Annotated in this window: 12 protein-coding genes; 1 reads left to right on the top strand and 11 read right to left on the bottom strand. The window is 65.9% G+C overall.

Annotation, left to right across the window (positions count from 1 at the left end; genetic code table 11):
• Positions 1-8: 8 nt before the first annotated feature.
• The 11 genes from flgK to flgB all read right to left on the bottom strand — a co-directional run bounded on the left by flgK (position 9) and on the right by flgB (position 11,132).
• Positions 9-2,003 carry a flagellar hook-associated protein FlgK gene (gene flgK / locus AB3X95_RS31685; RefSeq protein WP_368623361.1) on the bottom strand — a complete coding sequence of 665 codons (1,995 nt, stop codon included), beginning with the start codon at positions 2,001-2,003 and terminating at the stop codon, positions 9-11.
• A 227-nt stretch (positions 2,004-2,230) separates the two neighbouring features.
• Positions 2,231-3,004: a flagellar brake protein gene (locus AB3X95_RS31680; protein ID WP_176124492.1), complete on the bottom strand. Its 774-nt coding sequence runs from the start codon at positions 3,002-3,004 to the stop codon at positions 2,231-2,233.
• Between the two features lie 237 nt (positions 3,005-3,241).
• Positions 3,242-4,249: a flagellar assembly peptidoglycan hydrolase FlgJ gene (gene flgJ / locus AB3X95_RS31675; protein ID WP_176124485.1), complete on the bottom strand. Its 1,008-nt coding sequence runs from the start codon at positions 4,247-4,249 to the stop codon at positions 3,242-3,244.
• Between the two features lie 12 nt (positions 4,250-4,261).
• Entirely contained in the window at positions 4,262-5,431 is a 1,170-nt protein-coding gene (locus AB3X95_RS31670) for a flagellar basal body P-ring protein FlgI (protein WP_281375070.1), read from the bottom strand.
• Positions 5,432-5,433: 2 nt separating this feature from the next.
• Complete coding sequence (gene flgH, locus AB3X95_RS31665; RefSeq protein ID WP_176124629.1) at positions 5,434-6,132, bottom strand: flagellar basal body L-ring protein FlgH; 699 nt, start codon at positions 6,130-6,132, stop codon at positions 5,434-5,436.
• Positions 6,133-6,161: 29 nt separating this feature from the next.
• Entirely contained in the window at positions 6,162-6,950 is a 789-nt protein-coding gene (gene flgG / locus AB3X95_RS31660) for a flagellar basal-body rod protein FlgG (protein ID WP_184226244.1), read from the bottom strand.
• A 54-nt stretch (positions 6,951-7,004) separates the two neighbouring features.
• Positions 7,005-7,763 carry a flagellar basal-body rod protein FlgF gene (flgF, locus tag AB3X95_RS31655; RefSeq protein WP_176124484.1) on the bottom strand — a complete coding sequence of 253 codons (759 nt, stop codon included), beginning with the start codon at positions 7,761-7,763 and terminating at the stop codon, positions 7,005-7,007.
• 17 nt (positions 7,764-7,780) lie between these two features.
• Positions 7,781-9,313: a flagellar hook protein FlgE gene (locus tag AB3X95_RS31650; protein ID WP_368623360.1), complete on the bottom strand. Its 1,533-nt coding sequence runs from the start codon at positions 9,311-9,313 to the stop codon at positions 7,781-7,783.
• Positions 9,314-9,356: 43 nt separating this feature from the next.
• A complete protein-coding gene (locus AB3X95_RS31645; protein WP_176367753.1) occupies positions 9,357-10,067 on the bottom strand; it encodes a flagellar hook assembly protein FlgD in 711 nt (236 codons plus the stop codon).
• Between the two features lie 10 nt (positions 10,068-10,077).
• Positions 10,078-10,503, bottom strand: a complete 426-nt coding sequence (gene flgC / locus AB3X95_RS31640) for a flagellar basal body rod protein FlgC (RefSeq protein WP_013090881.1) — start codon at positions 10,501-10,503, stop codon at positions 10,078-10,080.
• A gap of 128 nt (positions 10,504-10,631) precedes the next feature.
• Positions 10,632-11,132: a flagellar basal body rod protein FlgB gene (gene flgB / locus AB3X95_RS31635; RefSeq protein WP_176367754.1), complete on the bottom strand. Its 501-nt coding sequence runs from the start codon at positions 11,130-11,132 to the stop codon at positions 10,632-10,634.
• Positions 11,133-11,350: 218 nt separating this feature from the next.
• Here flgB and flgA point away from each other — a divergent pair, with 218 nt between their 5' ends.
• Complete coding sequence (gene flgA / locus AB3X95_RS31630; RefSeq protein ID WP_368623359.1) at positions 11,351-12,838, top strand: flagellar basal body P-ring formation chaperone FlgA; 1,488 nt, start codon at positions 11,351-11,353, stop codon at positions 12,836-12,838.
• The last annotated feature ends 112 nt before the right edge of the window (positions 12,839-12,950 follow it).

Genomic DNA, 12,950 nt, shown 5'->3' with positions numbered 1-12,950 from the left:
TCAACGCCTTACGAGAAGATGCCAAGCAAAGTCTGGAACAGCGTCTGCGCCGTCTGGATGACCTTGCTGTTGGCCTGATAGAGCTGCTGATATTGAAGCAGGTTAGCCGCTTCCTCATTGATATTGACGCCCGACACCGACTGCTGCGCCGACGTGATCTGCGTGACGAGCGAGCTTTGCGTCGTCGCCATCGCCTGGATCTGCGTGGCCTGGTTGCCGATGTTGTTGACGTAGCTCGCGTACGCGCTCGTCAGGGTCGCGGTGCCTCCTGCCAGCACCTTCGCCGAGGTCAGGTTCGACAGCAGTTGCGCGTTGCGGCCGTCGTTGGTCGCGCCGGTGTTCGGTCCGATCGTGAACGAGTCGCCGTTGGCTGGCGTGCCGCTGATCGTGACCGTCACGTTGTTCATCACGCCCGCGTTCGTCGAGTTGGTCGGGTTGGTGATGGTCAGCGTCGCGCCCGAATTCGGCGAGTACGGCACTGCGTCCGTCGCCGTGTTGATCGTGTACGACGTGGACGGCGAGCCGGCGACCGTCACCACCGAGCCGATCGGGAAACCGGTGAGCCCGGTGCCCGCGGTGTAGATGATCTTCGACGCGCTGGTCGGCGCGCTATAGCCGGCCGATACCGTACCTTGCGTGATCGTCGCGCTGCCGGTGTTCGACGTCGACGCCGACGCGAGCACCGGCGCCGCGGCCGCGATCGCCGAGCCCGCCGTGGTGGTCAGCGCGAAGCCGTTCAGCGCGCCGCGGGTCGGCTCGACAGTGAACGAGTCGCCGGCGTTCATCGTGCCGCTCGCGACCGAGAACTGCAGGCCGCCGATCGGCTTGGTCAGGTCCGCCGCCGAGCCGACGATGCTGCCAGTCTGGTTGTCGGTCAGCGTGTAGGCGCTGCCGTTGTACGACAGCGTGTAGTCGCCCGTGGTCGGCTGGCTCGCGTCGGCGAACGAGACGCCGAGCGTCGCGGTGCCGCTGTTCTGCGCGTTCGCGTACACGGTCGGCGAGCCGACGGTGAACAGCGCGCCGCCCGCGGTGCCGTTCAGCGTCAGGCCGAGTTCGTTCTGCGCATTGACCTGCGCGGCGAAGCTGGTTGCGATCGCACCGAGTTGCGCCTCGGCCGGATCGAGCGTTTGCGAGCGGAATTGCACCAGGCCGCCCAGCGTGCCGCCGGACACGCTGCTGTCGGACAGCGTCTGCGGAGTCGGGGTCGGCTTCGCGCCAACCTGGCCGAGATACTGGACCGACAGCTCGGTCGGATCGGCCGACGAAGTCGCCGCGCCGAGGTTGAAGCTGTTGCCGGCCAGCACGAGCGGCTGTCCGTTCGACATGAACAGGCTATAGCTGCCGTTGTCCTGCACGACCGACACGCCAATCAGCTGCGACAGGTTCGACACCGCCAGGTCGCGTTGGTCGAGCAGCTGGTTCGGCGGTTGGCCCTGGCTGCTCGCCTGCGTGATCTGCGTATTCAGCGACGCGATCTGCGCCGTGAAGGTGTTGATCTTCGTGACCGCGTCGCTCATCTGCGTGTTGACGCTCGCGCGCAACTGGTCGTATTGCTGGCCAGCCGCGTTGATCTGGTTCGCGAGCGTCTGTGCGTCGCTGATCGCGGTTTGTCGCGTCGCCACGCTCGACGCGTCGTTGGCGACGTTCTGCAGCCCCGTGAAGTAACCGCTGATCGCGCTCGCAATCCCCCCAGTCGGACTGCCGACGAGGTTGTTCAGCTGGCTGATCATCGTGTTGTACGTGCTGAGCGAGCTGCTCCACGACTGCGCGTTGTTGAGCTCGGTCGTCAGGTACTGGCTATACGCGCGCGTGATGGTGTCGGTGGACACGCCCATCGGCATGTAGCCGGAGCCCGTATAGTTGCCGCCCACCTCCGAATACACCGGAGTTTCCATCGTATAGCCGGGCGTCGACGCATTGCTGATGTTCTCACCAGTCGTCGTCAAACCCCATTGGGCCGCGTTGAGTCCGCTAAGGCCGATATTCAACAGATTGCTGGACATGCGTCATCCTGAAGGGCGGCATCGCAGACATGCCACCGTGTTAGTGGAACATCCTCTTTAACGGCCCGTGGTGCGAAAAATTGAGGGCCACTCCACCTCGTTTGCGCTCGCCGCGATGTTTCCGCGCGATTGCTTCCACTGCGTGTGCAACGTTTGCTTCGCCGGCCAAAAACGTCCGCGCGGCGCCGCGCGTCTCGCGCACGGCCGCCGCGCGTTTGGTTCGCGGCTCAGCGCGCCAGCGAGCGGCGCTTCATTTCGAGCTGCGTGATCAGCCGCTGCAGCGTGTTTTCCGCGCTGCCGGGCAGCGACAGGAAACGGAAGCCGAGCTGATAGCGCTGCGTGCCGTTCGGCATCGCGAGCGAGCGATGCGACACGAGCTGCAGATCGAGCGACAGACGGCCGAGCGCGCCGAGCGTGAGCTCGCAGTCCATCAGGCGCGCGCCCATTGGCAGCTCGGCGACACGCAGGTCGGTCGTGCGCATGCCGACGCCGCCGAGCGACAGGTCGTGCACCTCGAAGCGGAACGTGTCGCCGTCGGGCAGCCGGCCGGTACACATGAACGGGTCGAGAATCGGCGCGGCGACGCGGAAGTACTCGCGGCGCTGCACGTAGAACAGCACCTCGGGGAAGTCGGCCTCGAACGCCGGCATTCCCTCGAAGCGCGTCTCGCGCGGCGTCGGCGTCGTGAACTCGACGCGCACACCGTCGGGCGACGCGTGGAACTGGCAACGCGGGGCGCTGAGCAGCCCCTTGTTCTGCTCGGCGAGCGCGCCCCAATCGAAGGTGAAGGTGCGCTCGCGCACGTCGACGTCGAGCAGGCGCGTGACGAGCTGCCCGCCCGCATATTCGACCGTGAGGAAATCGCCGCGATTGACGATATTGCGCAGCTGCACGCCGATTTCCAGCGGATTGCGGCGGCCGAAATCGGAAGGGCTCTCGTCTTGCGGGACGTGCGGCTGACTGTTCGTGTCAATCAGGCCGTTCGACTGGTTCATATCCATGGGCTTGCCGGTAAGCATGTTCTTGCGGGCACGTGCCAGGGCCTAGCCATCGACTCTGAGGGTCTTCATGCAAAGCCGCAACACACGCGTTCGACCGGACCTTGCAGCGCTGTTCCGGTATCGGGTCTAACTCGTTAGCGGCAGCATCGAGCCAAAATTTAGGGGCTCAATTTAAATATTCGCCGGAAAATGTCGCGCAAACGTTAAAAGCGTATCCGCCCCATTTCCCGCGTTGGATCAGCCCATTTTCTGCATGATCGACAGCAGCTTTTTCGCGTAATGCGGGTCGGTCGCATAACCGGCGCGCTGCATGCCGTTCGCAAAACCGTTCACGTCGCGCGACGAATTGATCACCTGTGCATAACGCGGATTGTTCTTCAACAGGCTCGCGTAATCGGTCATCGCTTCCTCGTACGAGTCGTACGCGCGGAATTTCTCCACCGTGCGATGCGGCTTGCCGTTCACGTATTCGGTCGTGACCGTCGACACGGTCTTGCCGGTCCAGTCGTTGCCCGCCTTGATGCCGAACACGTTGTGGCTGGTCGAGCCGTCGGCCTTCTTGATCTCGCTCTTGCCCCAGCCCGATTCGAGCGCGGCCTGACCGATGATGAAGCGCGCCGGAATGCCGGTCGCCGCGCTCGCGGCCTGCGCCGGCGCGGCGAGCTTGTCGACGAACGCATCGACCTTCGGCGAGCTGCCGTCGCCGCGCGTCGGCGGAGTCAGCGCGCTATTGGCCGAGTAGCCGCGGCCCAGCGCGAGCTGGCCGTTGGCCTGGGCGTTGCCGTAGGCGCGCGCGAGCGCGTTGAGCGCGGCGCTCTGGCCTTCGTCGCCGCCGCCGCTGCCGCCGCCGAGCGCGTTGGCCATGCCGGCGAGACCGCCCGCCGCGCCCGCGCCGTTCGCGCCACCAACCTGCATGCCCTGGTTGCGCATCAACTGCTTGAGCATCGCGTCGGCGACGCCGATGCCTCGCTTCGACAGCTGTTGCGCCATCTGCTGGTCCATCATCGACGTAAAAGTCGCCGTGTCGTGCGAATCGAACGGACTGTCCTGCGGCGTCGCATCGCGCATGCTCTTCAACATCATCTGCGTGAACACGGCGTCGAACTGCTGCGCGGCCATCTTCATACCGGCTTGCGGCGAGGCCTTCGCCTGCGCGCTCAGTGCGCCGAAGCCCTGGACGTCGAGCGCGAACCGGCTGGTCAGGTCGCCGGCGGAGTTGACGCCATTGGTCGGATCGGAATTCATCTCGTGTGCTCCTTAGATGATTTCAAGGTCGGCGCGCAAGGCACCGGCGGCTTTCATGGCTTGCAGGATCGACATCAGATCCGCGGGCGTCGCGCCGAGCGCGTTGAGCGCCTTCACCACCTCGGCGAGGTTCGCTCCGGCATTCACGAGTTTCAGCGCGCCGTTGTCCTGCTTCATCTGGATCTGCGACTGCTGCGCGACCACGGTGCGGCCGTTCGAGAACGCGCCCGGCTGGCTCACCACCGGCTGCGTATTGATCACGACCGACAGATTGCCGTGCGCGACCGCGCAGCTCTGCAGCGTGACCATCTGGTTCATCACGATCGAGCCGGTGCGCGCGTTCAGGATCACCTTCGCGGCCGCCTGCCCGGGGCGCACTTCGAGGTTCTGCAATTGCGCCATGAACGAGACCTGCTGCTGCGGATCGGCCGGCGCGCGCAGCTGGATCGTGCGGCCGTCGAGCGCGGTCGCGGTGCCGCTGCCGAACGCGTTGTCGATCGCCGCGACGACGCGCTGCGTGGTGTCGTAGTCCATGTCGTTCAGGTCGAGCTGCATCATGCCCGCCTGCGACACCGCGGTCGGCACCGCGCGCTCGACGATCGCGCCGCCGGTGACGCGCCCCGCGGCCAGCTGATTGACCTGCACCTTGCTGCCGTTCGCGCTCGCGCCCGCGCCGCCCACGGCGACGTTGCCCTGGCCGAGCGCATACACCTGGCCGTCGGCGCCCTTGAGCGGCGTGAGCAGCAGCGTGCCGCCGCGCAGGCTCTTCGCATTGCCGAGCGACGACACGGTGATGTCGATCGCTTCGCCCGGCCGCGCGAACGGCGGCAGCACCGCGGTCACCATCACGGCGGCGACGTTCTTCAGCTGGATGTTCGACAGCGACGATTGCGAGTTGCTCGAGCCCGCCGCCTGGTTGTTGATCGAGATGCCGAGGTTCGCGAGCATGTTCGCGAGCGTCTGCGTCGTGAACGGCGTCTGCGTGGTCTGGTCGCCGGTGCCGTCGAGGCCGACCACGAGGCCGTAGCCGATCAGCGGGTTGTCGCGCACGCCCTGGATCTGCGCGAGGTCCTTCAGGCGCTCGGCATGCGCGGGCGTCGCGGCCGGCAGCGCCGCGCAGGCGAGCGCGACGAACATCAGTGCGCGGCCCGCGCGCGACAGCGTGTTGAAAACAGTACCCATGATCACCACGGCGCCACGTTGAGGAAGAACCGCTGCAGCCAGCCCATGGTCTCCGCTTCGTTGATGTAGCCCTTCGCGGAGTATTCGATTTTCGCGTCGGCGACCTGGGTCGAGTACACGGCATTCAGGCTGGAAATCGTGTTGGGATTGACGACACCCGAGAAGCGCACGAACTCGTTGCCCTGATTGATCAGCATCTGCTTCTCACCGCTCACGATCAGGTTGCCGTTCGCCTGCACGCCGGTCACGGTCACGGTGATCGTGCCGTTGAAGGTATTCGACGCATTCGCGCCGCCGGTGCCGGCAAAGCCGTTGGTGCCGGTCGCGCTCAGGTTGGTCTTGGCGAACAGTCCGCCGAGGAAGCCCGCGGTCGGCACGTTGAAGTTCGTGCTGCCATTGCGACTCGCATTCGCGCCCGAGTTCTTGGTCGCGTTGATGTTCTCGGCGATCACGATCGTGATGATGTCGCCCACGTTGCGCGGCCGCTGATCTTCGAATAGCGGACGGCCCGCGAAGCCCGGGTTGTAGATCGAGCCCGGCGCCTGCGCCTGCGGCGGCACCGGCGGCAGTGCGGTCATCGGCTGCTGGATGATCGGTTGCTTCGGCACGAGCGCGCAGCCGCCGAGCGCGGCGAGCAGCGTGAGCTGCACGAGCGCCACGGCCGTGCGCGAATGAACCGGAGTGCGAGTGGAATGCGACATCATCGTTTACCGCCTTAAATTTCCAGTCCTCAAACCGGCATCTGGCTCAAGGTCTGCAGCATCTGGTCGGAGGTCGTCACGGCCTTGCTGTTGATTTCGTACGCGCGCTGCGTCTGGATCATGTTCACCAGCTCCTGCACGACGTTCACGTTCGACGCTTCCACGTAACCCTGGTTGAGCGTGCCCGCGCCGTTCAGACCCGGTTGCGCCACGTTCGGCGCGCCCGACGAAGCCGTCTCCGCGAACAGGTTCTCGCCCTTCGAGTCGAGGCCGGCCGGGTTGATGAAGGTCGCGAGCTGCATCGTGCCGAGCTGCTGCGTATTGCTCGAGCCGGCCACGGTGATCGACACCGCGCCGTCGCTGCCGATCGTCAGCGAGGTCGCATTGTTCGGGATCGTGATCGCCGGAATCACCTGGTAGCCGCTCGACGTGACGAGCTGGCCCTGCGCATTGGTCTGGAACGAGCCGTCGCGCGTGTAGGCAGTCTGGCCGTCGGGCATCTGCACCTGGAAGAAGCCCGCGCCGTTGATCGCGACGTCCTTCGAGTTGCCGGTCTGCTGCAGGTTGCCCTGCGTGTACAGACGCTCGGTCGCGACCTGTTGCACGCCGGTGCCGAGCTGAATGCCGGACGGCAGCTCGGTTTGCTGCGTCGAGTTCGCGCCCGGCTGGCGGATGGTCTGGTACAGCAGATCCTCGAACACCGCGCGCGAGCCCTTGAAGCCGTTGGTGCTGACGTTCGCGAGGTTGTTAGAAATCACGTCCATCTGCGCCTGTTGCGCATTCATGCCGGTGGCGGCGATATAGAGTGAGCGGTTCACTTATGGTTCTCCTGGTCTCGGGGCGAGCCTCGTAGGGCGCCCCGTGGCAATCCGTTAACTGAAGCTGAGAATCTGGTTGGCGGACTGATCGTTCTTGTCGGCGTTTTGCAGCAACTGCGTCTGCATCTGGAACTGGCGCGCGTTGGTGATCATCGAGACCATCGCGCTGACCGGATTCACGTTGCTGCCTTCGAGCGACGCCGGCGCGAGCATCACGGTCGGATCGGCGTCGGCGGGGTTGCCGTCGGCGGTGCGGAACAGTCCGTCATCGCCGCGCGTGATCGACTGCGGATCGGGATTGACGAGCTTCAGCTGATCGATGGTGACGACCGCGGTGGGCGGATCGCCGGGCGTCAATGCCGACACCGTGCCGTCCTTGCCGATCGTGATCTGCGCGCCCGGCGGCACCGATACCGGCCCGCCGTTGCCGAGCACGACCTGATTGGTCGCGTTCACGAGCTGGCCGTTTTCGTCGATGTGCAGATTGCCCGCACGCGTGTAGGCCTCGTTGCCGTCGGCGGTCTGCACCGACAGCCAGCCGGCCCCCTGAATCGCGACGTCGAGCGGATTGCCGGTCTGCTGGATCGGCCCCGGCGTGTAGTCGGCGCCCGGTGTCGACGACAGCACGAAGGTGCGGGTCGTGTTGTCGTTGATCGTGCTGCCGTCGCCGAACGACATCGGCACGGCGCGGTAGGTTTCGAGCTGCGCGCGAAAGCCCGTGGTCGACGCGTTCGCGAGGTTGTTCGCGACGATCGCCTGCTGTTCGAGCGCTTGCGCGCTGCCCGACATCGCGGTGTAGATCAGCCGATCCATGAAGAGGTCCCGTTGGCTTACAGGTTGATCAGGGTCTGGTCGACGGCCTGCTGGGTCTTGATCGTCTGCGCGTTCGCCTGATAGTTGCGCTGCGCGGTGATCAGGTTGACCAGCTCGCTCGTCAGATCGACGTTCGAGTTCTCGACCGCGCCGCCTTGCAGCACACCGTGATTGGTCGAGCCCGGCGTCGAGATCTGCGCGACGCCGGAGGCCGACGTCTGGCCGTACTCGTTGTTGCCGAGGTTGACGAGGCCGTTCTGATTCGCGAAGTTCGCGAGCACGATCTGGCCGAGCGCCGCGGTCTGGCCGTTCGAGTAGTTGCCGGTCAGCGTGCCGTCAGAGCCAACCGTGAAGCTGGTCAGCTGGCCCGCCGCGTAGCCGTTGGTGGACAGGCTGTTCACGCCGTTCTTGCCGCCGTACTGGGTGGTGGCGCCGAGGTTCAGCGTGATGTTCTGCGGTGTGCCCGAACCGTCGGTGGTCGGGATCGACAAGCTGAACCCGCCGAGCGTCGTAGTCGCGGTGAACGTAGGCGGGTTGGCGATCGGGGTGTTGACCTGGCTCGTGCTGACCAGCGTGCCCGACGAGTTGAAGTTCGCCGTGCCGATCAGCGTCGCGGTGCCGGCCGCCGGGCCCGCGTACACGTTCCACGTGCCCGAGCCGGTCTTCGCGAAGTACATGTTGACCGTCTGCGAGCCGCCGAGCGAATCGTAGGCGGTCGTGCTCGTCGAGTAGTTGTAGGTCGTCGAGCTGTTCTGGTTGAACGCGGTCGGATTCGGCGCGACCGTGTAGCTGTCGTTGGTCGCCGGCGTGCCGCTGAAGGTGATGCTCTCGCCGTTGCCGAGCGTGATCGCAGTGCCGGCCGTGTAGGTCTGCGCCGCCGAGGCCGGGCCGCCGTTTACCGAGACCGTGTAGGTGGTCGGGCTCGTGAAGTTGATCGTGTAGTTGTCGGTGTTGCTGCCCGCGGCCGCGTTGGTGATCGTCGCGCCGGTCGTGGTCAGCGTGCCGGTGTTGGCGCCGCCGGCCGCGACGGTCGGCGCGCCGAGCATGATGTTGTCCTGCGCGTTCAGGTTCAGGCCCGCGGTGATCGAGGTGGTCGCCTGCGGCGCGATGTTCGCGGTCGGCACGGTCAGCGGCACGGTCTGCGCGGTGTTGATGATGCCCGAGCTACTGGCCGCGTAACCCATCAGCTTCAAGCCCTGCGCGTTCGTGATGAAGCCGTTCTTGTCGAGCTGGAACACGCCGTTGCGCGAATAGACCAGCGTGCCGTTGTCCGACAGCTGGTAGAAGCCGTTGCCGTTGATCGCGACGTTCAGCGCCTGGTTGGTCGTCGTGATCGTGCCTTGCGAGAACTGCTGCTGCACTTCGGAGAGTTTCGTACCGATGCCGATCTGCTGGCTCGTCGCGGTGGCGACCGAATTGGCGTACATGTCGGCGAATTCCGCGGTGCCGCTCTTGAAGCCGACGGTGTTGGCGTTGGCGATGTTGTTGCCGATCACGTCGAGATCGCTCGACGACGCCGACAGCCCGCTCAAACCTGTTTGATAACTCATGACGTACTCCGTATCTGGAAAGTCGTAACTGGATGGATCCGGACTACAGGATCGCGGCGACGCTGGTCAGGCCGACCGTCGTGCCGTTCGACAGCACGAGGCCCGGCGTGCCGCTGCTCTGCTGGACGATGCTTTGGACCGTCGCGCTGGTGAGCGTGGTGGCCGTCGCCTGCTGGCCATTGATCGTGCCGGTCGCGCTAATCGTGTAGGTGCCGTCGGGCAGCGTGTTGCCTGCCGAGTCGGTCGGCGTCCAGCCAACCGGAATCGTACCGGCCGACTGCTTGCCGAGATCCAGCGTGTTGACGATCGTGCCGGCCGAGTTCTTCACGACGATCTGCAGGTCGCTGACGGAATTCGCGAGCGTGACGCCGAACTCGTTCGCCTTGCCGCTCGACACGGTGACCGAGTTGCCCGGTGCGAGCACGGTCGAGCCGATCAGCAGCGCGGACTGCGCCTGCTGGCTGGCCGACAGCTGGGTCGACAGCGAGGTCAGCGACGTATTGAGGTTGCTGATGCCCTGCACCGTGCTGATCTGGGCAAGCTGCGAGGTCATCTGCGAGCTGTCCATCGGATTGGTCGGGTCCTGGTTCTTCATCTGCGCGACGAGCAGTTGCAGAAAGGTGTTCTGCAGGTCCGAAGCCGAAGTGCCCGAGGTGCCGCTCGTCGAGCTCGTGCTGCTCGTGCCGTTCATCGTGTCGAGCAGCGTCTGCGAAACGGTCGTGCCGTTGCTGCCGATCGTGGTGTTGGTGGTCAAGACTCTCTCCTCAGGTTCCGATCGTGAGCGTTTTCAGCATCAGGGTTTTGGCAGTGTTCAGCGTTTCGACGTTGGCCTGGTACGAGCGCGAGGCCGAGATCATGTTGACCATCTCCTGCACCGGGTCGACGTTGGGCAGCGTCACGTAGCCGTTCGCGTCGGCGGCCGGATTGCCGGGGTCGTACGCGGTCTTCATCGGCGACGGATCGTCGACCACGCCGGTCACCCGCACGCCGCCGACCTGCTGGCCGGAGCGCGTGCGCGCGCCGCCGATCGGGTTCACCGCGAATATGACCTGCTTGGCCTTGTACGGCTGGCCGTCGGGGCCCGTCGTACTGTCCGCGTTGGCGAGGTTCGACGCCGTCACGTTGAGCCGCTCCGACTGCGCCGACATCGCGGAACCCGCGACACCAAAAATATTCATCAGGGATGGCATGTTTCCTGACCTCTCCTGCCGGTTCGCACCGGCTTCACGTTAAGTCCCGTAGCGTTTCTGTTCGTGCGTGCATGCTGCCTGTGTTCAGCCGCTATGCGCCCTGCTCGCGCGGCGTACTCGTGCCCGGCTTACGACGAGCCCGAGGTGATCGCCGACAGCATCGTCTTGATCTGGCTCGACACGACCGTCATACCCGACTGGAAGTGCACCGTGTTGTCGGCGAACTGCACACGCTCGACGTCTACGTCGACCGTGTTGCCGTCGAGCGCCGGCTGCAGCGGCATGCGGTATTGCAGGTTGCCGTAGTCGTCCGGGCTGCCGCCCGTCGCGCTCAGCCTGGTCTTGCCGCTCATGTGGCCGGCCTCGGTCGTGTTCATCGACATGCCGCTCGTCACGCCGGCGGGCTGCGCCATCGCGAGCGTCGAGTTGTTCGATGCGCCCTGCCCGGCGGTGCTGCCGCCCGTCTTCTTCAGCGCGCCGGCGAGCGACGACGCGAAGTCGATATCGCGCGCCTTATAGCCGGGCGTGTCGGCGTTCGCGATATTCGACGACAACAGTTCCTGCCGGTATGCGCGCACATCCATCGCCTGCCGGCCGAACGCGAATTCGGCATCGAGTTTGTCCAGCATCGGAATCTCCCGAGAACGTTTCCAAGGCCGTCCCGTGTGCGCATCATGAAAGACACGCGGCGGGGGCAAAGGCCTTTTTGCATGTGATGCATCTTATGGGTCGGGCGCAAGCGGCAATCGGACGAATAACCGGGAAAGGGGGCTTCTATTCAACGTTTGCGCGAAAGGGGTGCTCACTAGAATGCAAGGCGTACCGATGCATTCGATGGAGACCCGCGATGGACCAGCCCACCAACCCCTTGCCGCAGCGTGCGGGCGGCACGACGAGGCGTCGCGCGGGTGGCGGCGGGGCTGATGAGCGTGTCGATGGTTCGGAGGGCGTGCTCGCGCAACCGCTGCCGCGCTCTATCTCGCGGTGCGTGGCGCGTTGCCTGACGCGGGTGGTGATCAACGTCGCCGTATGGGTTGCGGGCGGCATCGTGTTGCTGCCGGCTACGACCAAGGCGCAGGATGCGAGCGGCCCGATCGTGATTCCAGGGCCCGCCGAGAACAACCCCGCCGCGCTGAACGATCTTGCGCAGCGGATTCAGACGCCGGCGCAGCGCAGCGCGTCGGCGGCGTCGCTCGCGGCGGCGACCGCGCAGTCGCTCGGCCGCGCATCCGCGTTGCGCGACACCGATACCTTCGGGCGTGCGGCGAGCGCAAGCGGCGCGATCGTCATTCCGGGCGCGGGCGAGCCCGCAGCCGCCGCGCCGGCCATCATCCGCACCAACTTCAAACCGGACGCCAACGGCGTCGTCACGATTCCGCCGGCGGCCAGCACGGGAGCATCGGGCGTCGCGCGCGTCAATGTCGAAGCGGGCGCGGCCGCCAGCGCCGCGAATTCGCCCGCGGTCGCCGCCAATGCATCGCAAAGCGATGGCTTCGACAGTCTCGCGGCTCGCGGCGAGCCGCCCGAGTTCGGCGCGAACGGCAAGCCGCTCGCGGCGGCTGCCGCACAGCCGTCGCGTCTGCCAAGTGTGAAAGTGCCCGCGACGTCGCCCGGCGCGCGCCAACCAGTTGCCAACACCGCCACCGCCGTCGCACAGAGAACGCCGCAGACCGCTGCCGCCGCGACGCCCGCCCAACCTACGCCGCTGCCAGGCCAGCAGGACCCGGAAGCGATTCACGCAGCCGCGCTCGCGTTCCTGAAACAGCAGGCCGTCGGCCTGCCCGGCAAGGTGGACATCACGGTCGCGTCCGCGTTTCCGCGCGGCCTCGCTGCGTGCACGTCGCTCGAACCGTTCATGCCGAGCGGCGGGCGCTTGTGGGGGCGGCTCACCGTCGGCGTGCGCTGCGCGGGCGAGCGCCCGTGGACCATTTATCTGCAGGCGCGCATCTCGCTGCATGCAACCTACTACCTCGCCGCCCGCGCGATGGCGCCGGGCGAAGTGCTCACGGCCGCCGACCTCGTGGCGCGAGAAGGCGACCTGACCGGCCTGCCGCAGGCGATCGTCACCGACCCGTCGCAGGCGGTCGGTTCGGTCTCGCTGGTGCGGATCTCGGGCGGCATGCCGCTGCGCCGCGACATGCTGAAGAGCGCGTCGGCGGTGGTGTTCGGCCAGACCGTGCGGGTCGTCGCGGCCGGCGACGGGTTCTCGATTTCGTCCGAGGGCAGTGCGATGAACAACGCGTCGCCGGGCCAGCAGGTGCGTGTGAAGACCGCAAACGGCCAGATCATCTCCGGCATCGTCAAGGACGGCGGCACGGTCGAGATCCAGATGTGAGCGGAATGACGAACGGATATTGAAAGGGGCGGATGGCCGCCTACCGGCGGGCCGGGGTCGAGCGATTGCGCTAAAGTTTTGATCAGCAGTTGCCGTTATCAGGATCAAATCG

This window comes from Paraburkholderia sp. BR13444, assembly GCF_040948755.1.
Classification (GTDB): Bacteria; Pseudomonadota; Gammaproteobacteria; order Burkholderiales; family Burkholderiaceae; genus Paraburkholderia; species Paraburkholderia youngii.
The sequence above is the reverse complement of the archived record's forward strand: the minus strand, read 5'-3'. Positions and strand labels throughout refer to the sequence as shown.

What these genes read in the sequence shown, in the direction of transcription:
- AB3X95_RS31650 (WP_368623360.1), bottom strand. Translation starts at nt 9,313, where the DNA reads ATGAGTTATCAAACAGGTTTGAGCGGGCTGTCGGCGTCGTCGAGCGAT.
- flgA (WP_368623359.1), top strand. Translation starts at nt 11,351, where the DNA reads ATGGACCAGCCCACCAACCCCTTGCCGCAGCGTGCGGGCGGCACGACG.
- flgC (WP_013090881.1), bottom strand. Translation starts at nt 10,503, where the DNA reads ATGCCATCCCTGATGAATATTTTTGGTGTCGCGGGTTCCGCGATGTCG.
- AB3X95_RS31670 (WP_281375070.1), bottom strand. Translation starts at nt 5,431, where the DNA reads ATGGGTACTGTTTTCAACACGCTGTCGCGCGCGGGCCGCGCACTGATG.
- flgJ (WP_176124485.1), bottom strand. Translation starts at nt 4,249, where the DNA reads ATGAATTCCGATCCGACCAATGGCGTCAACTCCGCCGGCGACCTGACC.
- flgK (WP_368623361.1), bottom strand. Translation starts at nt 2,003, where the DNA reads ATGTCCAGCAATCTGTTGAATATCGGCCTTAGCGGACTCAACGCGGCC.
- flgB (WP_176367754.1), bottom strand. Translation starts at nt 11,132, where the DNA reads ATGCTGGACAAACTCGATGCCGAATTCGCGTTCGGCCGGCAGGCGATG.
- AB3X95_RS31680 (WP_176124492.1), bottom strand. Translation starts at nt 3,004, where the DNA reads ATGGATATGAACCAGTCGAACGGCCTGATTGACACGAACAGTCAGCCG.
- flgF (WP_176124484.1), bottom strand. Translation starts at nt 7,763, where the DNA reads ATGGATCGGCTGATCTACACCGCGATGTCGGGCAGCGCGCAAGCGCTC.
- flgH (WP_176124629.1), bottom strand. Translation starts at nt 6,132, where the DNA reads ATGTCGCATTCCACTCGCACTCCGGTTCATTCGCGCACGGCCGTGGCG.